Consider the following 20,143-nt stretch of genomic DNA (forward strand, 5'->3'; position numbering starts at 1 on the left):
ACATCATTGTCGTGAAAAGTTGTGACGACCCAATCGCAAGCCAGAGCATTTTCCCTTTAGATGTAGACCGTAGAACTAATGTTTTTGTGGCAAGAAAAACCACACTTCACCGATCTTGGCTGGTACACAGTAAAAGAAAATATGCTCTAACAAAAGCGAGAGAATGTTTGGAAGACAAAAAGCCCGCTACATCTTTAGCGATGTAGCGGGCTGTTGTGATTACCAGCTGAGTTTAGCAGATACCTGGAGGTATCGCGGTGTGTTCGTCGGACCACTGGGGCCTTTCCCGATGGTTCCGAAATCTATGCTACTGGGATCATTGTTGTAACTTTCGTCCCAGACCGGATGGTTAAAGGCATTCAGCAGATCGACGCGGAGTTGCAGGTTGGTGCTCTCCGATAGATAAAATTTAGACGCTTCAGGAATCTTGAAGTTCTTCGAAGCAGCTAAATCGAATCTATATGCGCCGGGCTGGCGGACACCAAAATCAACGTTGGTCCGCCCTACGGCATATGCATTTGATGCTTTGACAAACTGGATACTGGAGCATCCAGCTGCGGTTGCGGCAGGGCTCGCAATGATGCTACCCGTATCGGTATCTCTGTAACCGACACAAGGAGTCACACCACGAATTCTGCTGTACTTGTGTGTGGCATCGGGAGGCAAAATTTTGCGGCCGATTCCCATTGATGACGTAACAGGTCCACCAGTGGAAGCCGTCTCCCACTGTCCCGCAGACTTAGATATATCCCATGCATAGTTTTCCGTAGGACGCCATGCAAAGCCGCTGTACCAGGTATAAAGCGGGCTAAGTTGCCAGCCATTAATAAGGTTATCAACCCAGCGGTTGGCTTTTGAAAAGAGGAGCCGGTTTCTGCCAAAAGGCAGGTATCCGACTCCGGAAAATGTCACGGAGTGATTGATGTCGTTTGTTGTACTCACCTGCCGCGACACGACCCGGTTAATGGTATCCACCAGATCTCCGGAAGTCATGGCCTTCGCATGTGTGTAGGTTGCATGCAGAGATAGGCTATTTGCAAATTGATGCGATGCTGTCGCCTGAAAAGAGTTATACCAGCTCTTTCCATTGTTTGTAGCACCCTTCATCGTAATAGCCGTGAATTGAGGATACGGACGGGTGAAGTTGGATTTAGAAAGAGTGTTGGACGAATAATACGAGGTACCTGCAAAAGCAGAGACGTTCAGGAATGGGTTAGCAATTTGCCCAGTAGCAGTATCGTCGCACAAATGGCGATTTCCACCTCTTTCAACGTCGCACTGTGCATTCCACTGGGGTGCAATATGGTTGATGTCGTCGTTCACAGGATTGTTTGGAACCCGATTACCGACATAAGCCACACTGACTACATCATGTGTCGTTAAGCCTACTTCATAACTCAAACTGTAGGACCAGATCGACGGCACATGGAAATGAGGATTGTAGACGGAAAATGATGAGCCGAGATTCTGGAGATAACCAAGAGAGGATCCAGTCGGTTGAAGAACCGTCGACATTGGATTGCGGAGACCCTGTCCTGTAGACGCGGTATACGGCGTAACTCCATTATCGAGCGAGTTTGTATAATTGGTCGCCGAACTGAAACCCGATGAGTCGTTCGTGGACGTATCGCTCATATAGGTTTGTCCAATGCCGCCACGGATCGACATTCTGCCGTTGATCGCATAGGCAAAACCAAGACGCGGCTGAACATTCAGCATGTTCGTCTCATATGCGCCTCGCCTCTGACCATTCACTCCGGCAAAGGTCAAACCTCCCTGGAGATTCTTACTTGCACCTAGAGCAACTGTTCCAGCGGGTATAGATGATGAAACAGGGTTCAGAACCGTGGCATTGAACGCTCCGAGCATCTTGTTATGGCGTTCTACCTGCGGTGTAAGGAAGTCCCAACGCAGCCCCAGATTCAATGTAAGTTTATTTGTTAACTTCCAATCATCCTGCACCCAGGGAGCGAAGTAGTGCTGCGACCAGAACTGGTGAGCATTAAAGTTCACCGTACCAGAGTCCGGATAGCCGAGCAGCATCGAGGCAATCGACATGCCACTGGAATACCCAGGGGCGTCCGAGGCATTGTAATAATGGTTGGAGAAATTTGTCTTGAAATTGAAGGAATCAGCATTGCCTCCGTCTGGATTCAACCATTGGCTGAATTTGATATTGAATCCTGTGCGGATCGTATGTGCTCCCCGTATATAAGTCAGTGTCGGAAGAAATTCGAGAGCATGTCTGTCGCCGGAATAGCCAAGCCAATTCGGACCGAAGAAAGCAAAGTCTTGTGAGTTGGGAAGGCCGCTCATATTTATGTTTGGAAAGTAATGAGTATTTTGAACTTGGTTATAGTAACCGGAGGCAAATCCGAGATCACTCAGCATATTTTGTGATTGGCGTGTTCCTTCTAGAGCCGTATTGTAGTAGGTCATGAGGGATGCGCCGACATTGAGCAAAAGGTCAGGACCGAAAATGTGAGTCCACTGAATACTACCTGTGTGGGTCTTTGGTTGGGCACCTCTGCCGTTTGAATTAGCTGGATTATCTGAGGAAAAGCCCGTGTTCCAGTTGGACGTAATCCAGCGACCTTGACCCGCCCAACGGAACGAGAACTTGTCAGCGGCATTCGGGCTGTAGTCGATTTTTAGCACCGCGTTTCGCCAAAGATCGTCCTCTACCTGCAGGTTCTCATAGTTGTTAGTCCAGGGAGCATAACCAGCCCCAGGGTCCACGTTAGTCTTCACGGAGTTGTAATATGACAGAATCTTTGCGGCAACCTGATCGATCCGACCGCTTGGAATCTTGTTGCCGGCAAACGCTGAGTGTGCCTGTTTGGTTTTGCCGTCAATAGGATCTACAACGGTTTGCAGTGGAGTGAGTGGATCATAGATCGTCAGCGGTTGAAGGCTGTTCGTCGTAGTATTCCAATATGTAGCCGTACTGAAGTCACCGGTCAGCCACTGTGGGTTTGGCAATGAATAAACGTTGTACGATGGATTCGGAAGAATATCTTTCATTTCCTCGTAACTGGCAAGAAAGAACAGCTTGTTCTTTCCGTTGTACAAGCGAGGAATTATAACCGGCCCATCTGCCTCGAAGCCAAATTGATCACGCTTGTGCGATACCTTCACGGGATGAGAAGGGTTGTTGTATTTGGATTGCCAGTCGTACGCATCCATCCAGCTCCGACGGGTATAGTCGAAAACAGCTCCATGGAACTGGTTTCCACCTGACTTTAGTGATACATCGACTGAAGAGCCGCCAGAATGCCCATAAGAAGCATCGTAGGCATTCAGAACAACTTTGAACTCCTGAATAACATCGACGGAGGGGGTATAGGCGGTCCTTCCCAGATCGGAGGCATCATTGCCGATGCCATCAATGTTGGTCTGACTGACTTGCGGCGAGCCGTTTGCATACTGATTGCCAGTCACATTATCGAAGGGTCGCGGATACTGTGAACTAGAGAAATCGTGAGTGCCAGGACTAAGCGTAATGAGATTGAATGGGTTACGTCCATCTAGTGGCAACTCCGCAACTCGTGCACCCTCGATGACCTCACCGCGATCAGACTTAGAGAGTTCTATCTGACTGGCGCTTGAGTTGACGGTGACTACTTCGCTTGCAGATCCAACGCCCAACTCGAAATTCATCGTTGACGTTTGGGCAATGTTGAGCAAAATGTCGGTTTTCTTTTCCGTCTTGAATCCATCCTTGGAAACCGTAATATCGTAGTTTCCAGGAGATAGATAAGGAACGGTATACACGCCATCAGCTGTAGTAACTGTCTTGGTATCTATTCCAGTCGCCTGATTGTGGACAATTACTTGAGCCGACGGAATTGCAGCCCCGCTGGAATCAAGAACATGTCCGGTAAATTGTTGCGTCGCCTGTGACCAGGAAACAACTGTGGAGAATACGCACAACATGGACACGATCAGGCACCCAAGCACCTTTACTGTCCTCTGTCTTGCGCCCTTCACTGTGTTGTACTTCATAGCTTCTTCCTCCCTATAAACGTTCCGGCCCTGCATCCTTCAATTGTGTTTCCGGCACAGGACAGACAGTATCCAGGACTGACGATGCTAGCAGCGGATTGCTTAGCCTTTCGGTTTGGGTAAACGACCAAGTCTCGAAGCTGCTAGTAGGGACCGATCCCGGCATTGGAGCGCATGATGTGGCCAAGACTGCAGCGACAATGAACATCCGTTCTCGCGAACAGTCTCCTGCAATCAGCTGCATGACCACCTCCTAACGATGGATACAGTGCCAAAGCTTTCCCTGACTCAGGGGCTCAAGTCTCAGCACTGCAAACCTCTCCAACTCGGATCAATGGCCAGTTACCGTTTACTGTCATTGAACGACACAAAGCTTACGTACGGGAATGAACATCTCGTCACTGCCAAAAGTAGTAGTCGTAGATATTTTTTCGGAGGGTACGCTAGTTCTGAATGTACCTCGCTAAAAAGAATCCGGCTCTCAAACAAATTGAGCTATTCCAATAGCAGATCTAGTGCGTAGCAACGTTCAAACACAAGATGCCCATCGGCCAAAAGTAGTAGGAACACCCTTTTTGAAGGTCACCGCAAGGAAGTAACTGATTCTCGCTATGGTGCCTGCGCTATACTCCCGAATATGTTTCTGTAGAGCTGCATCTCCGCAGCGTAACTGGTAAAAGATTTCAAACGATAGGTCGCGGATTCTCTATCAAGCGCACTTCGTAATTTTGTCTTTTGTGTTAATCTTCGCAGTCCCGACAAATGGGGGTAAATCATGCAGCGTAACTGCTGTAAAAAATCGTTTTTCCTTTTCATTCTTGTTTTGCTGATTGTTACGAACGAGCTCACATCCCGCGCACAGGTAGATTATCCATTCCGTGATCCCCACTTAAGCGACGATGCACGGATTACAGATCTGCTGAAGCGCCTGACCTTGGAAGAAAAAGTTGAGCTGATGAACGGTCATCCCAAAATCCCGCGCCTCCATCTTGTCTTTTCCGATGAAGCGGAAGGCTTACATGGCCTCGCGCTCGGAGGCCCAGGCGGCTGGGGCCCTCGCGGGCATCAGCCTCTGCCTACCACCACTTTTCCGCAGGAGAAGGGACTCGGTGAAACATGGGATCCTTCGCTAATGAGAAAAATCGGTGCTCTTGAGGGAGAGGAAGCACGCTATTACTATCAGAATCCAATTTTCGATTTTGGTGGCATTGTCGTACGTGCACCAAACGTCGATCTGAGCCGCGATCCGCGTTGGGGACGCACTGAAGAATCTATGGGAGAAGATCCCTATCTCGTAGGAACTATGTCAAACGAGTTCATTCGCGGATTGCAGGGTCCCGACCCTAGACACTGGCAGGCAGCCTCGCTTATGAAGCACTTTCTCGCTAACGAAAACGAGAACGGACGCTCCCACACTTCTTCGAATTTTGATGAGCGCCTTTTTCGCGAATACTACTCCGTGCCTTTCCGCATGGGCTTTGAGCAAGGTGGTTCTCGCGCTGCAATGGCGGCTTATAACGCTTGGAACGGCATACCGATGATGATTCACCCCGTGCTTAGGGAAGTCATGATCAAGGAATGGGGTAACGACGGACTTATTTGTACCGACGGTGGCGCTCTCGGACTGCTTATCACTGATCACAAGAGCTTCTCCGATAAAGAACACGGCTCTGCAGCGGCGGTGAAGGCCGGAATCAATCGCTTTCTCGATGAATATCAGGCAGATCTGAGCAAGGCACTCAAGGACGGCATACTAACTGAGACAGACATGGATGCCTCGCTGAAGAATATGCTCCGTCTTCACCTTCGTCTCGGAGAGATGGATCCCCCCGGAGTTGATCCATACGCTAACATCGGACGCACAAGCAATGGCGAGCTTCCCCCTTGGGACCGGCCATCGAGTAAGCAACTGGCGAGACAAGCAACCGAGGAATCGATTGTCTTGCTAAAGAACGATAATGCTATGCTCCCGTTTGACAGCTCAACGCTGAAGACCATCGCGGTGATCGGCCCATGGACAAATGAAGTCCTACTCGACTGGTACAGCGGTACGCCCCCGTACTATGTAAGTATCGTGCAAGGCATCAAGGAAGCAGCCAAGGGTGCTAGGGTTCTCTATAGCGATGGATCTAACGTAGCTGAGGCGCAAGCTTTAGCCCGCAATGCAGACGTGACCATCGTCGTGGCGGGTAATCATCCTACTTGCAATGCTGGATGGGATCAATGTCCTACTCCTTCGAATGGCAAGGAAGACATGGATCGCAAGACCATCTCCCTTGAGCAAGAGGAGCTAGTGAAGAAGATCTTCGCAGTCAATCCTCGCACTATCGAAGTACTTCGCTCAAGCTTCCCGTACGCGATCAAATGGAGCCAGGAGAATCTTCCTGCGATTGTGCACCTAACCCACAACAGCGAAGAAGAAGGCCATGGTCTTGCGGATGTACTCTTCGGCGATTACTCTCCAGCAGGCCGCCTGAACCAAACCTGGCCTACAGGCGACGCACAGCTGCTGCCCATGATGGACTATGACATCCGTCATGGCCGCACTTATATGTACTCGAAAGAGAAGCCGCTATACGCATTCGGTTACGGCCTAAGTTACACTACGTTCTCGTATGAAGCTATGACCCTCAGCGCTCCAAACATTAAGGCCGATGGCAAGGTTTCTGTAACTGTAAAGGTAAAGAATACGGGCACGCGTGCCAGTGACGAAGTCGTACAGATGTATGTGCAGCATCTCGGGTCGTCAGTTGAGCGTCCGCAACTCGAACTCAAAGGTTTTGAGCGTGTTTACATTAAGCCGGGGACAGAGAAGGAAGTTGTGTTCGAACTCAAGCCCCATGATCTGGCTTATTGGGATTCAGGGCGACATGTATGGCAAGTCGAAAAAGAGTCGATACGTGTGCTAGCTGGTGGATCTAGCGATAAGCTTCCCGTTCAGACAATTCTGAAAGTCGAAACCTCCAGCGAATACAAGCCTTAGAGGCTGTTGACGTTCATCTTGTTCGAATGGCGGAAGCAGCCAAGTAAATCATGGAAGAAAAGCTGAGATCGGTTTTGCAGGCCCACATGGCAATCCGCTTAATTCCTTCAGCCAGCCAGACACCGAGGTGTCGGTTTGCTACCAATCAACCTTGCTCCAAGAACTATTCCAGAGCTCAGCAGGACCCCTGGCTGTCGGAATATAGTCTGAATGCGGTTCAGGACAAATTGGCGAATTTTGATCAAAGTAAGATTGCGTCATATTAGGCTCCCATTCAAGATCAACATATGATGCACGTGAATGGGGGCTTGTCCCACCCTAAACCATTAAAAAATTGGGGTGGCCTGTGCGTTGGAAAGCTTCACCGATGATCCGGTTGCAGCCGAGACTCTGCTTCAACTCATGATCGGCGCGGATGACGATGTTCGCAACTGGGCAACGTTTGGAATTGGTACTCTGGGGAAGCTTGATTCCCCAGATATTCGTGATGCTTTGGCGGGTAGGCTCAGCGATCCCTTCGAGGATGTAGCCAGGAAGCAATAGTCGGGCTTGCTCGAAGGAATGATCAGCACATACTCTCAGCTCTTCTACATGCTCTCGGGCAGTCTACTGTGGCAGACATAACCATTGATGCAGCACCCAAAACGCTCGGGCTACAAAACGAAGTCATTGGCTGGAAGGCAAAGGATTATGCTGTGGCACTGCGCAAAAGATTCCGGCGCTGATAGCAGCTCCAATGTTGTCGAGTTTTGGGTTGAGAACTGCGCTAGTGAGTTTCGAGGAAAATCACTGAATTGAACTCAACCTTCTAATTCTGCAGAAATTGTGAACTCCTGGGCCGAAGAATCCCAGTGGATGGTTAGCAAATTCGGTTTGCAACATACCTGACAATCTTCAATGTATTCCTGCTTGGATCCTCCGGACTCGTCAACGACGGTTTCAATCCACTCGCCACAACCTGCGCATTGGAATCCTGTCGTATAAGGCATGGTGGTCATCGATGATTCGATTGCTTTGATGCTGATACACACTCAGATGCCGAACTCGCAGCGTAGGGATACCCCAGAGTACTGTGGAGCAGGCAAGCACATTGCACGCGACTTGCGCCAAACCAGCGATATAGCGCTAAGGTGTCCGGGATTCGGGCGCTCAAGTACCCGCAATCCAAAAACTCAACGTAGCGCCGGAAGAAATTATGTCGCCGATTGCACATATCCCGATGACGTTGAGCCTGCTCGTCACCTCCTAATCCAGCCGACGAAGGGCACGAAGATACTCGACTGAATGTGGCTGGTTCTCGAATCGATTCTTCCACTTCCGTTAAGAAGAGATTCGAGACATGAACGCCGTCCACCAATACAAGCGTCGTGTTTTTCGGATGGCGTGCTTGTTCGCGGATAAACTGTTCGAGCAGCCGATGCAATAAGAATGTCGTAGCCAGCCACGCAGACTTGATTGAGTAATCAATCGACCGACACAAAAGGCGCGCCCATTGGCATAGGCATGTTCGCTAGCGACTCGTCACTTTTCCGTCGCCTGCTGTGAGATTCTCCGTAATTGAGTCAAAGCTGTTAGGAGCAACTAGACAGGCCCTATTTCTTATATAGGTCTCGCGCTTTGTCTGACCTACTGTCAACGCCCGCTGCAACAGTCCTTGTTCCGCGGGATTTTCAAAGCGAGGAGGACAGTACGAAGTGATCTCTACTCCCAGTTGTCCATGATCATGATGGTACTGCTGCGGTTTCCGTTGTTTTGCGCAAACAGCATCCAGCGACTGTCGGGAGAAACGGATATGCCACCGTTGACCACGTTTTGAACCTTACCGAGTGTTTCGATAGCGCCGGTGGCAAGATCTTTGCGGAAGATGTCAGCGGGCTCGCCTATCGAGTGCCGCCGCTTCATATAGAAAATTTTGTTTTTCTCAATGGTCCAGGAACCCCACATGCCCGGCTCGAGCGCCTCGATCACCGGTTCACTTTTGCCGTTACTCAGGGACAGGCGCCAAAGACTAGCCTTGTTCACGTTGTACACGTAATAGAGCCAGGCGCGGTCTTCCGATTCAACTCCGTTGAAACCGCCATCAGTGGTGATTTGTGTCTCGGCTCCACTATCGAGAGATTTGCGCCACACCTGCCATTGTCCGGTGCGGTTGGAGCTGAAGTAGATAGACCTGCCATCGCGGGACCAGTTGGGAACTACATTGTCGGAATTTTGGGCTAAACCATTGGTGACGCGCATCGAAGTGCCGCTGGCAATATCCACAGTGTAGATATCGGCGCGGCCCGTGCCTCTGGAGTCGAACGCCAGCAACTTCCCATCCGGTGACCACTGCGGAGAGCCTGTCATGGGCCCATTGAAGTGGGTCACCTGACGAGGTTCGTTGCCGTTGTTGCGGCAAATCCAGATCTCATTGGCTCCGGAGCGATCGCTGCGGAAGGCAATGAAGTTTCCATCGGGCGAGTATCTGGCGCTGGAATCGAAAAAATTAGAAGAGATGAATTGTTCGGCTTCCTTAGAGGTGCCGACGTTCAGGCGCCAGATGCTGACGTTGTTCGGAGAGTTAATATAGGCTAACCGGTGCGCAGCGGCGGAGACGACAGGAGTGGAAGTGTGCGCAAGCGGGGTTGTAACTGCGATAGCCTGATCACCATTGAGCGGAACCCTCCATATATTTCCCACACTGGTAGCGCGGCCGGAGGAAAGTATGATGCTCTGTCCGTCGGGACTCCATGCCAGCCCATCGATAGGTCCGGCCTCGAAAGCAAGCCGCCTTTCTGTGCCGCCACGGGCGGGAATCACATAGACCTCGTCGGAGGAGTCACCCAGGACGCGGCGAAACGCGACCATGGTTCCGTCGGGAGAAAACGCTCCATCGTCATCAACCATGTGGGCGGGAGCGTGAGTTAACGCCTGCTTTTTTCCAGAGTCGACGGATATCAGAGTGAGCGATGGGCTATCACCCGGCCTATCCGAGTCAGTGGTGAGCAGAACGCGGTTATCGGGAGACCAAGTCAGTGGCGGCGGAATCCGGAACGAAGTCCCTATGCCGCGGATAGTGGTGAGCCTGCGTCTGATCGCCGGGGTTTGCGTGTTGACGATAATGATTTCCAGATCGTTGCCTGCGGGATGCAGAAAAGCGATCTCCGGATTTTTGGGAGACCATGCGGGAGAGAAGTCGTCACCGCCGGTATCGGTCAATCGTATACGGTCATCGGTGCTGACGCCCTGTATATAGATGCTCTGGTAGGGATCGGAGCTAGAGCGCCAGGCATAGGCGATCCTTTGGCCATCGGCGGAGAACGCGGGCTGCGAAAAGAATCCCGGCAATCCAATCAGCGGGCGGGTACGGGCTGTAATCCCCTGGGAATGGCGCGAAAATTTTGCTGATAGCAGGACCCCGATCACAAAAATGCATGCGATCAACAGAGCAATCGGAAGCCATCGCAGCATGTTATACGGACGAGCAGAGGTGAGCGCAATTGCCGAGTGGAAGTTTGTTGGCTGGTTTGGGACCACCCGCTGCTGGCTTTGCGGTTCGACGCGCGCAACAGAAGCAGTATCGGTAAGCGAAGAGGGCAGCCTGGTTACCGCAACGGTGAAGCGATAGCCCCACTTAGGTATGGTTTCTATGAACTCGCATTCCGGAGAGCTTTTGGCGAACACTTTGCGAATGGCAGAAACATACACACTGATATTGGCCTCTTCTACAAAACTGTCGGGCCAGACGGCCTTGAGAAGGTAGTCCTTCTCGACTAATTGCCCTGCATGTTCGACGAGTACGAGAAGCAGATCGAAGGCTTTGGGCGGCAACGAGACAGAGACTCCGTCGCGCCAAAGACGACGCTCGCGGGGATCCAGCCGGTAGTCTCCAAAGGCGTAAACATCCTGATCCAGCATCTCTTTGGAGACTTCATCAGAGTCTTTGGAATTTCTTTGGGAACCTTGGATCTCTGGAAATTGCTCTTGTGACAGGACCATATTCTGCATAATCCAATTGCCACCCATATGTAGATCGTATTCGGGCAATATGACAATCGCGTTACAAGCGGTGGAGTCCCGTCAGTGCTGTTCCGAGAGTCTTTGGAATTTCCAAACAAGAACTTAGCTGCTTCTTTAGGACTCACATTCTGCCGCCTTTGCACTATAGGCGTTAAGGATTCTCCCTTATTCCGAACCTATTGTAGTGAGTTTCGCCGGTACCAACGCAACGAATATTCCCACAAGACCAGGTAGTCAATCAGGAGAAGTTAGTTTCGAATGCAACGACGATCTTTTTTGAAATCCACATTTGCCCTCCCCTGGGCCGGACAGCTTATGGGTGCAACCCTGGGACTGGATGCGCAGGTAAGCGTGCCAGCCAAGTCGTCTCCAGGTGACTTCGATTTTGTGTTTTTTACTGACGTGCACCTGGGACCAAACCTGAATGCAGTAAAGGGATGCACGCGATGCTTTGACCAGATAAACCATTCCAGGCCCGACTTCAGCATTGCCGGTGGCGATCAGTTGTTCGACATCTGCGAACAGAGCCTGGATGAGGCGCACATGTTGTTCAAGCTCTACCGGGAGACTGAAAAAGAGTTGGCCGGAAAGGTGTATCACACCGTGGGCAATCATGACGTTGTCGGCCTGAATCAGAGAAGTCCTGTAGAGCCCGGCGAACCGGAGTACGGCAAGAAGCTTTACCAGGACAATTTCGGACCTCTCCACTACTCGTTTGATCACAAGGGTTGGCATTTCATCGTGCTCGATTCTATCGGTATCGAGTACTACAAAATCTTCAAAGGACAGTTCGATGAGGAGCAGTTGAGCTGGCTGAAGGCTGACTTGGAGGCTGTGGGACATACCAGGCCCGTGGTGGTGGTCACTCATGTGCCGATTGCTTCATGCCTGGGATCCCTGGGACGCGACCAGAAGAGTCTTGCGGCACCCAATGCGGGCAATTCCTGGGCCGTACACGCTCTTCTGGCGGGATGCAATCTCAAGCTGGTTCTGCAGGGTCATCTGCACTTGTGGGAACGGATGGAATACCAAGGCGTGCAGTACGTGACGGGCGGAGCTGTGTCGGGTTCCTGGTGGAAGGGACCAATGGAAGACGGTTCTTCAGAGGGATACACACTCTGCCAGATACGGAAGGGGGAGGTTCACACCACCTATGTTACCTACCCATGGAATGCAGCCGCTCAGCAAACTGCCGGCTCGTGAACGCATTTTCCCGCAACCATAAATTCGCCTGCGCTCGCTCATCGAGAGGGCGCGCACTCTAACGAAAAACGAAAGGTTCTGCTATGACAATCGTTGGCGGCAGCGTATTAAAGGATGTCACAACAGCCATACGTAAGGGATTATGGCCTTGCCTGGCGCTGTTGGCTGTCTTTTTGCTTCCCTGTTTGATCCATGCGCAAACACTGAGCAGCATCACCGGCACCGTTACCGACTCCACGGGCGCCGCAATTCCCGCGGCGGCAGTAAGCGCCACCAACCATGCCACGGGCGTGGTAAGCCACGCAATCACAAATGCGATTGGTGTCTACACCCTGGCCGATGTTCTTCCGGGTATCTATACAGTCCGCATCGAAAAAGACGGATTTGAAACGCGGCTGCTCACCAATGTATATGCGGACGTGGCCCGTGCCACTACGGCCAATGCCGAACTGAAGCCGGGCGCGACCAGCGAAACCGTCGAGCTTTCGGCTTCCGGCATATCGATTGAGAGCACGCAACCACAACTGGGTACAGTCATCGAATCGAAGATCGTGGATGAAATCCCTATCGTTATCGGTAATGGCGGACGTGATCGCCAGATTGACGACTATCTGTATCTGGCTGCTGGCGTACAGGGCGGCGAATCGAATCATCGCATCAACGGCGGCCTCAATTTGCAGAACGAGGTCGTCTTCAACGGCGTCCCGGTTGCTCAATCCGAATCGCAAGGCGTGCAGACTCTTATCAATCCTCCCTTTGAGCTGGTAAGCGAGATTCAGGTCCTTACTTCAAACTTCAGCGCGCAGTACGGCCTTGCCCAGGGCGTGGCCTCGTACCAGTTTGCTTCCGGCACCAACAAGTTTCACGGCGATGGTTTTGAAGTCGTGCGCAATACCCTCTTCAACGCCGCCGGCGCCAACCCGGGATTCAAATCAGATGGCACCAAACTCGGCGCTCCTCGCATCAACCAGAACAACTACGGCTTCACCGTCGGCGGACCGGTGTGGTTTCCAAAGCTCTATCGGGGAACCAATCGGACATTCTTTCACTTTAGTGCCGACTGGTTCCGTTTGAATCAGAAGGACACCGCCACCATGACAATCCCCACGCAGGAGATGGTTGGCGGCAACTTCGGCGCGCTGCTTGGATTAAGTACACCGGAAACCATTTATGTACCGCAGGGCTTTGTGGCTCCGGTAGGCTGCAATGCGCCGGCACCCGGACAGCCGTGGCCGAACAACGTGATTCCGGCCGCATGCTTCAGCAAGATCTCGGCGGGCCTGCTGCCGTTGATTCCTCATCCAACTCTTCCTGGGCTGTCGAACAACGCTACTTCGGAAATCGGCGCACTGCCCACCCGTCAAACGAACGTCGGCTTTTCGATCGACCACAATCTAACAGATTCGCAAAAACTCCATGGTAGCTTCTGGGACAATCAATGGTCCAACACCCAATGCTGCAGCGGTAATGCACATTTCGCGAATCAACTTGGCGCTCTGTATAACCTGCCGCGCAGCGGCCGCGGTCTGGTGGTGACCTATTCTAACGTGATGTCCCCAAACCTGGTGATGACCGCTGGCTTTGATTGGATCCGCGAGCGCAATGACGGCACCAATCTGCATCGCAATTTGAACTTTGGGGCCGTGGTTTCTGACGATGCCATGCCGGTGATCAACTTCAACCAGAACGGGCTTCCGAACGGACTCACGCGGTGGGGACGTGGCGGCGGCTTCGACCTGAATCACAAGCTCGGCATGGTCGGTGTCAACAACTGGCTCTGGAACCACAACCGCCACACCTTGAACATAGGCTGGGAGATTCGCCGTACCTACCAGGAGGATCAGGAGTGCTCCAACTCCTGCGACGGTGTGTTCACCTTCAGCAATCGCACCACCGCAGATCCGGCCCACACCTCTTCGACAGGCAACGCTTTCGCCAGTTTCCTGCTTGGCGACGTGGACTCGGCCAATCGCCAGTATGCATCCGATGCGCGGTTGCGCAACCTCTATCTGGCTCCCTATATTCAGGATGACATCAAACTCACCTCGCGCCTGACCTTAAATGCGGGATTGCGCTGGAACCTGATGGTTCCGTTCAGCGAGGAACACAACAACGTAGTCTACTTTGACCCGACGATAGCCAATTCAGGCGCGGTGACCGGAGATGGCAAAACCCTGATGGGTGCCGCCAACAAGCTTGGCGTCTCCGGCTATGACCGCGCCAACCTACACTTCCGGCACTTCGGTCCACGGCTCGGACTGGCTTACCAGATGAACAACAAGACCTCAATCCTCACCGGTTTCAGTTGGAACTATCTGGACGGCGGCCCCTACGAGTATGGTGCCAACGTGATTGCCAAACAATACACTCAGATGCTGAATGGCATGATCAACGTCAACTCCAACAACTCCAACATTCCGGGCTACGGGCAGTGGGACAGCAATCCTCTGGCGGCTCCTCAGCAGACCGCCTTCAACTCGACCAAGTTCAATGCCACCGGCGTCCTGCGTCAGTTCGGAAAGAACCCCGGTCATTACCCCTACTCTGAGAGTTGGAACTTCGGTATCGAACGCGAATTGCCGCAGAACTGGTTACTTATGGTTTCCTACGTTGGAACCAAGGATGTGCATCTGGCAGCGATGGTTAATCCTCTCAACCAGACCAATCCTAAATATCTCAAGCAATTTTGTTCCAGCGGCAATCCGAACGATCCGAATTGTCCTATGTCTCCCAATTCACCAAACAATGCCTGGACCTCATCGGTCTCGCAAGCTGCCCTTAAAATGGTGGGATTTGCTATCTGTCCTGGAGATACAGCTAGCGCCGGTCTTTATGCTCCATACTGCAACTTCATGAAGGACTACGGGGCGAATGCAGGACTTGCTCAGGCGCTGCTGCCCCATCCGATGTATAACCCCAGCGAGTCAGCAGGCGGTTTGACCAATACATTCGACATGAACGGTACGGCCATCTATAACGCCTTGCAGGCTTCGCTGCAAAAGCGGTTCTCGCAAGGCTACAGCGTGCTGGCCAATTACACCCTGTCCAAGTCGATGTCCAACACCGACGAAGGATCGGCGTACGTCAACTATGGATCGCTCAATGGCTTCGATCAGAAGTCGGAGTGGACGGTTGCCAACAACGACCAGCGGCACATGCTCAACATGGCGGTTGTTTACGAATTGCCGATCGGCCCTGGCAAATCGTACCTGAACGGAGGCGGGTTGCTGGCCAGGAACATTCTGGGAGGCTGGCAGTTGAGCGGTACTTTCCAGTATGCCAGTGGTACGCCTCTGACTGTCTACGCAGCGGGCGATCCGTTCCTGAATGGCTTCAACCGAGCTAACTACGATCGCTCTGTTCCTCTCCACGTGAACTATGACAATTATTACAAGGGCAAGCCGGTCTTCAACACCGCAGCCTTCTCCGATCCTGGTTTTGCGGGAGGAGACTCGCCGCGCAATGTCTCGGATCTCCGTACACCCTTCAACTCCAACGAGAACGTTGGTCTAGCCAAGCACTTCTTTGTGGGCGAACACGTAACCGCGGAACTGCGCATGGAGTTCTTCAATCTTTTGAATCGTATGCAGGTTTGTTCCCCGGACAACTCAGTTTCAGATGGAGCCAACTCCTTCGGACTGGTCCAACCGAACGGAAAAGGTGGAAGCAATCCTTGCCAGAAGAACACTCCCCGTCAAGGGCAGGTCTTCTTTAAGCTCAACTTCTAACACTTTTGGCCTGCTCGAAATTGGCGGGATGGAAGAAATTCGACTTAATTCAGCGACGCCCCGACACTATTCGTGGCGTCGCTTTATAAATGAGTATTGTTTGCAATCCAAAAACAGAAGAACAAAACAATGAATCGACGCACATTTATAGCTGCTTCAGTAGCGAGCGGAGCCGGATTGCTGGCGGGTTCGCCGCTGATTCATCCGGCGGGCAATGGCCTCGTCAAGTCTTCGCCGGCGCACAAGTTGTATGGCCATCGGTTTGTAACCCTTTGCATCATGATTCGCACTACGCCGTGGGAGGTTTCGCGCGATGTAAAGCTGCATCCGCGTGACGAATCGACATGGCATACCCTGGAGGGCGTGCAGGCGATGCGCGCTGCGTTTGCGCGTTCCAATTCCGAGGGAAGACTCACCTGGGGATTCACGCTGAATGCCCTGGAAGATAAGCGACGTAATTATTGCCAGATCCGCGATTACGCCGTGGAATGCCAAAAGAAATTTGGCGACGAGATCTCGTATTTTCCGGGATATTTTCCGGCCATGTACCTGCCTCGCGAGCGCGTAAACCGCGAGATGACAGAGGCCATTGAAATCATTTCGCACTTCGTCGGCGATGGATACAGGCCGCAGGCGATCATGGGAGGCTTTTTGTCTGCAAATAGCCTTCAGTACTTGGCTGAGAAGGAAGACATTCACGCCGCGCATGCAGTGATCTGGAGCCAGCATGACATCGATGGTGGAGGTGCGGACGGCTCGCCTTCCTACCCCTTCTACCCGTCCCGTGAGCACTTTTGCAAACCGGCGCAGACGGAGCCTGATTTCATCGATTGCGTGAACCTGGACGGCTGGACCATGGATTTTCTATGTGCGCGCAGAAGCGGCGCGTTGGGACATGAAATCACGGGCTATAACAGCCGCCGCGGCGTTGGCCCGATTGAAACCTATGTCGGATGGGGGCTCGACCTGGGCCACCGCGAGGTGATGCACACGCAGTCGATTCACTTTGACGACGGGTTTGAACGCAACCGCTTCGGTTGGGTGACCAATATCTGGGAGGCCCAGATGGTACACGAGTTTGGCCAGAACCTGATCTGCTCGGCACTGGACCGGTGGGTCTCCGACACCAAGCGCCGGTGGCCGGAGACACACTTTATATCCTTCGGGGAGTTTGGATCGATCTGGAGAAACGAAAACAAGACCAACCAGGATTGGAACGTGAGCTTTTGTGAGCGCGGCTGCGGTCTTGGGGATTCGTATAACAATCTCGAAATCGAATGGTTCATGAACCGCAATCTAAGGCTGGCGCTGCTGCGCGATTGGCATCGAAGGACTCCCCAGCGAGTGATTGATTTGACTCGGTACGATCTGTCTGCTCAGGAACCGTCCGATCCCGACCCACAGCATCCGGCTAAGAACTGGAGCTTGATTAATCGCATCAACCAAAAGGGCCTTCGACCGCAAGACTCTCCGGTATTACTCACTGAACTGGCTGAGAATGATCTAGAGTTTATCTACGGCGTTTTGCCTGAGTTGCGCAATCGAAGGGTCTAGGCTAGCAGCTCTTTCTAAAACAACGAGTCTTCACAGATGATATGTGGCGATGGTGCGCGACATCCTCGCACAAGGGCGATTCCACGATACTCAAGCATCAGCGCGAGATCGCGCAATCGCAATCGGAGAGGTCACCGAGGAATTACTTGACCCTTGTTTTCGACTGCTCAAGCTGCTCGACGAGGACGAGAACAAGAGGGAGCCATTGCCTTCATGACGGAATCGTCGCTGCACATCAGGTGAATTACCGTTATCCATGGCTCATCTGCTCTTAAGGTTTAACTTCCAAAACCTGTGTCAGTGTGGCGGTGCTGTCTTCTCCGACCCACACGTCATAAGTCGAAGGCTCCAATACAAATGATTTCGTCGCGGTACTCCAGTAACGGAGCTGAGATGGACCAAGCTCAAATGTAACCGTTTTTGAATCTCCGGGAAGGAGCATAACCTTCTGGAAACCTTTTAGTTCTCTACGAGGGCGCGCCGCCGAACCGTATCGTTGGTGGATGTAGAGTTGTGCAGTCTCTTCACCCTTAATCCCGCCATTATTGCGAACATCCACAGACACAGATACAGTTCCGCCCGCAGCTATAGACGATTGCCTTAGGCGAAGATTATCAAAAGTGAAGCTCGTGTAGCTTTTGCCATATCCGAACGGAAACAGTGGAGTGCTTTCTTCATTAAAATAACGCTTGTCGTCCGTGCTTGGTTGATGCGATTCGCGAAAGTCATAAGGAAACGGAACTTGTCCTACGTCCCGCACCCAGGTAAACGGCAATTTACCACTCGGTGTGGTATCCCCAAACAGAAGATTCGCGATAGCCTCTCCTCCTTTTGTTCCCGGATACCAGATATCCATGATGGCAGGAACATGTGTCGAAGCCCATTGGATTTCGAGGGGACGTCCTGTCATAAGTAAGAGCACAACTGGCTTTCCGGTGGCCACAACAGCCTCAAGCAGAGCCTGCTGATCGCCTGGAAGTGCCAGGCTGGAGCTCGAGGCAACTTCCCCATTCATGTTCTGGCTCTCCCCCAGCACTAATACCGTCACATCGCTGTGCGAGGCCAGAGCAATAGCACGGCTCATTTCCACGGTTGAATCAAAGTTAGCCTGTTGAGGAAGTTTGTAACCCGTAAGGCGATCGAAGAACGACGCAAATTTCCTCGCGGGCATCTGCACCCCAGGCGCGAACTCCACCTTAATCTTTTGACCGGTCCGCGCACGCAAACCTTCAAGGATAGTCACCGTTTCATCCAGCTTTTCGTCGAAGGCCCATGGCCCAAGGATGTCTGCCTTCGAATCGGCAAGCGGCCCGATTACAGCTATGGACTTGACCATATCGCTATGCAGAGGCAGCAGGTGACCTTCGTTGCGCAGCAAAACCACGGAACTCTCCGCCGCTATCCGCGCTTTTACTCGACTGGCCGGATCGGACAGCTCTGTTTCTACTTTGCTTTCATCCACATAAGGGTGCTCGAAGAGCCCCAAGCGCATCTTTACTTCCAACACATGGCGAACTGCCTCGTTCAAATCCGCGACATCAAGCTTGCCAGAAGCCAGAGCGCCCGGAAGGGTTTCGTATGCCGGCTTAATGAAACCCGACTCCATGTCCTCACCGGCCTTCAATGCTCTTATCGCTGCATCTGTGGGATCACTTGCGAAGGCCATGTTGACCAATGCATTAATATTGTTGGCATCCGATACTGTGAATCCTTTGAACCCCCACTGCTTTCGTAAAACATCCTTTATCAGCCAACTATTCGCAGCGCAGGGTACTCCGTTGAGCGGCATGTAAGCCGTCATGACGTTGCCGGCACCACTCTTGATTGCAGCCTCGAACGGAGGCAGATATATGTTCCATAGATCGCTGTCGGAAACATTGACTTCTGCATAGTCACGACCTCCGATCACAGCCCCGTAGGCAGCGAAATGTTTTGGTCCAGCAAGGATATGGCCGCTGCTGCCGATCTGAGGACCTTGCAACCCTCGAACTTCGGCCCGGGCTATCGCACTTGCCAAATAGGGATCCTCACCGGGACCCTCAACAACTCGTCCCCACCTCGGGTCTCGAGAAATATCCAACATCGGAGCAAATGTCCATGTCAGACCGACGGCCCGGGCCTCCCGCGCTTCGATAGCGGTCGCCGATTCGACGAGTTCCGGATCCCAGGTTGCTGCAAAGGCAATCGGAACAGGAAATATCGTGCGCTGACCGTGAATCATATCCATGGCAAATAGAAGCGGAATCTTGAGCCTGGATTGCTCTATGGCCAATTTCTGATATCTATTTATGATGTCAGGCTTCCTAACGTGAGCTACTGAACCTACATGTCCAGCCTTAATGGCATCATCCAGACCAGGCCCACCAGCGGCTTGACCATTAATTTTGATAAGCTGCCCAGCCTTCTCTTCAGGGGTCATCTTCTCAAGGAGCGCGTCAACCCGCGCTCTTATCTGTGCATCACTGAGTGGCGAAGATGTTTCCGATTGCCCAAGGACTACCTTCGGTGCAACACATAGAAGCACAGCTGAAATAAAGAAACCACAAAATAGCTTGCTAGCACTTTCACAGTTCACGCCTATCTCCTGAGGGGAATTAGTACCCCTTCAATCTTTTTCCTTCAGCGAGTGAAATGATTTGACACTTGAAGGCAGTGCCCGCTGTAGGTGAAG

At 52.2% G+C, this 20,143-nt stretch carries 11 protein-coding genes; 7 read left to right on the top strand and 4 right to left on the bottom strand.

The genetic code is table 11. From position 1 onward, the window contains the following. Positions 1 to 219: 219 nt before the first annotated feature. Positions 220 to 4,005 carry a TonB-dependent receptor gene (locus AC6I7T_RS11960; protein ID WP_497793673.1) on the bottom strand — a complete coding sequence of 1,262 codons (3,786 nt, stop codon included), beginning with the start codon at positions 4,003 to 4,005 and terminating at the stop codon, positions 220 to 222. A 775-nt stretch (positions 4,006 to 4,780) separates the two neighbouring features. Here AC6I7T_RS11960 and AC6I7T_RS11965 point away from each other — a divergent pair. Together AC6I7T_RS11965 and AC6I7T_RS11970 are read left to right on the top strand one after the other, a co-directional pair. Beyond that, positions 4,781 to 6,988 (top strand): glycoside hydrolase family 3 C-terminal domain-containing protein, encoded by a 2,208-nt coding sequence (locus tag AC6I7T_RS11965; protein ID WP_497793675.1) that lies wholly within the window; start codon positions 4,781 to 4,783, stop codon positions 6,986 to 6,988. A 351-nt stretch (positions 6,989 to 7,339) separates the two neighbouring features. Beyond that, positions 7,340 to 7,531 carry a hypothetical protein gene (locus tag AC6I7T_RS11970; protein ID WP_497793676.1) on the top strand — a complete coding sequence of 64 codons (192 nt, stop codon included), beginning with the start codon at positions 7,340 to 7,342 and terminating at the stop codon, positions 7,529 to 7,531. Between the two features lie 257 nt (positions 7,532 to 7,788). Here the strand turns inward: AC6I7T_RS11970 and AC6I7T_RS11975 are convergent, their stop codons facing one another. After that, the gene (locus AC6I7T_RS11975) at positions 7,789 to 7,986 is read right to left on the bottom strand and encodes a CPXCG motif-containing cysteine-rich protein (RefSeq protein ID WP_497793678.1); all 198 of its coding nucleotides are present in this window, start codon (positions 7,984 to 7,986) and stop codon (positions 7,789 to 7,791) included. Here AC6I7T_RS11975 and AC6I7T_RS11980 point away from each other — a divergent pair. Further along, on the top strand, positions 7,976 to 8,272 hold the full coding sequence (locus AC6I7T_RS11980) for a hypothetical protein (RefSeq protein WP_497794662.1): 297 nt from the start codon (positions 7,976 to 7,978) through the stop codon (positions 8,270 to 8,272). The genes AC6I7T_RS11975 and AC6I7T_RS11980 overlap by 11 nt on opposite strands. A 417-nt stretch (positions 8,273 to 8,689) precedes the next feature. Here AC6I7T_RS11980 and AC6I7T_RS11985 read toward each other — a convergent pair whose 3' ends face one another. Next, positions 8,690 to 10,975, bottom strand: a complete 2,286-nt coding sequence (locus AC6I7T_RS11985; protein ID WP_497793679.1) for a winged helix-turn-helix domain-containing protein — start codon at positions 10,973 to 10,975, stop codon at positions 8,690 to 8,692. A gap of 270 nt (positions 10,976 to 11,245) precedes the next feature. Between AC6I7T_RS11985 and AC6I7T_RS11990 the strand changes: the two genes are divergently transcribed. The 4 genes from AC6I7T_RS11990 to AC6I7T_RS12005 all read left to right on the top strand — a co-directional run bounded on the left by AC6I7T_RS11990 (position 11,246) and on the right by AC6I7T_RS12005 (position 17,689). Further along, entirely contained in the window at positions 11,246 to 12,190 is a 945-nt protein-coding gene (locus AC6I7T_RS11990) for a metallophosphoesterase family protein (RefSeq protein ID WP_497793680.1), read from the top strand. 83 nt (positions 12,191 to 12,273) lie between these two features. Next, complete coding sequence (locus tag AC6I7T_RS11995) at positions 12,274 to 15,918, top strand: TonB-dependent receptor (protein ID WP_497793681.1); 3,645 nt, start codon at positions 12,274 to 12,276, stop codon at positions 15,916 to 15,918. A gap of 129 nt (positions 15,919 to 16,047) precedes the next feature. Then, positions 16,048 to 17,472: a DUF3863 domain-containing protein gene (locus AC6I7T_RS12000; protein WP_497793682.1), complete on the top strand. Its 1,425-nt coding sequence runs from the start codon at positions 16,048 to 16,050 to the stop codon at positions 17,470 to 17,472. 49 nt (positions 17,473 to 17,521) lie between these two features. Beyond that, entirely contained in the window at positions 17,522 to 17,689 is a 168-nt protein-coding gene (locus AC6I7T_RS12005; RefSeq protein WP_497794596.1) for an AraC family transcriptional regulator N-terminal domain-containing protein, read from the top strand. Positions 17,690 to 17,743: 54 nt separating this feature from the next. On the opposite strand, the gene bglX is transcribed toward AC6I7T_RS12005, so the two are convergent. Beyond that, entirely contained in the window at positions 17,744 to 20,047 is a 2,304-nt protein-coding gene (bglX, locus tag AC6I7T_RS12010; RefSeq protein ID WP_497793683.1) for a beta-glucosidase BglX, read from the bottom strand. Between the last annotated feature and the right edge of the window lie 96 nt (positions 20,048 to 20,143).

This window comes from Humiphilus diazotrophicus, assembly GCF_059726315.1.